1 protein-coding gene is annotated in these 1,214 nt (G+C 75.3%); it reads left to right on the top strand.

Going from position 1 to position 1,214, the window contains the following annotated elements; all coding sequences use genetic code 11:
- On the top strand, nucleotides 1-1,214 hold a 1,214-nt coding region (locus C1I98_RS39055), incomplete at both ends, for an SNF2 helicase-associated domain-containing protein (protein ID WP_199537572.1).

Below are 1,214 nucleotides of genomic sequence, written 5' to 3'. Positions count from 1 at the left end.
GTCTCGGCGACTCCCCCGACTGGGGCCCCGGCCCCTCCCTGCGCTACCTGGCCGTACTCGCCGAGACCGCCCGCGACCTGGTACGCCGAGGCCGGGTGCTGCCCCAGCTGGTGACCGAGGACGGCGAGCGCGCGGGCCGCTGGCGTCCGGTCCTCACCGGCCGCGACGCCACCGCCTTCCGCGACCTGGCCCACGCCATGCCCCCCGTCTGCCGCGCCGCCACCGCGGAGGGCGACGGCACGGCGGCGCGGGTGCTGCGCGACGCGCTCGGCGGGCTCGCCGACGCGGCGACCCGCACCCTGCTGCCCGACCGGCTGCTCGCCGGGACACGGCCGGGCCGCAGGAGCGCCCTGCCCGACCGCTGGCTGCACGCCCTGACCGGCGACGACGCGGCCCTTCCCGGCGCGGCTCCGGCCGCCGCCGCAGAGCTGGACGGCGAACTGCGCGCCTGGTTCGAGTCCGCCCGCGAGCTGGAGGGCCCGGTCCGGGTCTGCTTCCGGCTCATGGAGCCGGTGGGCGAGGAGGAGTCCTGGGAGATCGAGTTCGCCCTGCAGTCCACCGACGACCCGAGCCTCTACATCCCCGCCGAGCGGGTCTGGGACGGCGAACGCCTCCCCGGCCTGCCCAGACGCCCCGACGAGACGCTGCTCGCCGGTCTCGGCCGCGCCGCACGCCTGTGCCCGGAGCTGTACTCCGCGCTGCGCTCCCCCCGCCCGACCGGCATGATCGTCGACACCGCCTGGGCCTTCACCTTCCTGCGCCACGCCGCCCCGCTCCTCCAGGCCGCCGGGTACGGCGTGCAACTGCCCGCCTGGGCCGGCCGCAAGGGCCTGGGCCTGAAGCTCACCACCCGCTCCCGCACCGGCCCCAAGGCCGCCGCCGCGCAGGGCTTCGGCCTCAAGGAACTGGTCGACTTCAAGATCGACCTCGCCGTCGGCGACCACACCATCAGCGAGGAGGAACTGGCCGAGCTGGCCCGGCTGAAAGTCCCTCTCGTCCGCATCCGCGGCCAATGGGTGGAGCTGGACGACCAGCAGCTCAAGGCCGCCCTCAAGGTCGTCGAACGCCGCCGCAGCGGCGAGATGACCGTCTCCGACGTGCTCAACGAGGTGGTCGAGGGCGAAGACGAAGGACTCCCCCTCCTTGAGGTCGACGCCGACGGCATGCTCGGCGACCTGCTGTCCGGCGAACCCGATCGCCGCCTCACCCCCGTC

This window comes from Spongiactinospora gelatinilytica, assembly GCF_003236385.1.
GTDB classification, from domain to species: domain Bacteria; phylum Actinomycetota; class Actinomycetes; order Streptosporangiales; family Streptosporangiaceae; genus Spongiactinospora; species Spongiactinospora gelatinilytica.
This window is presented reverse-complemented; position numbering and strand designations above follow the sequence as displayed.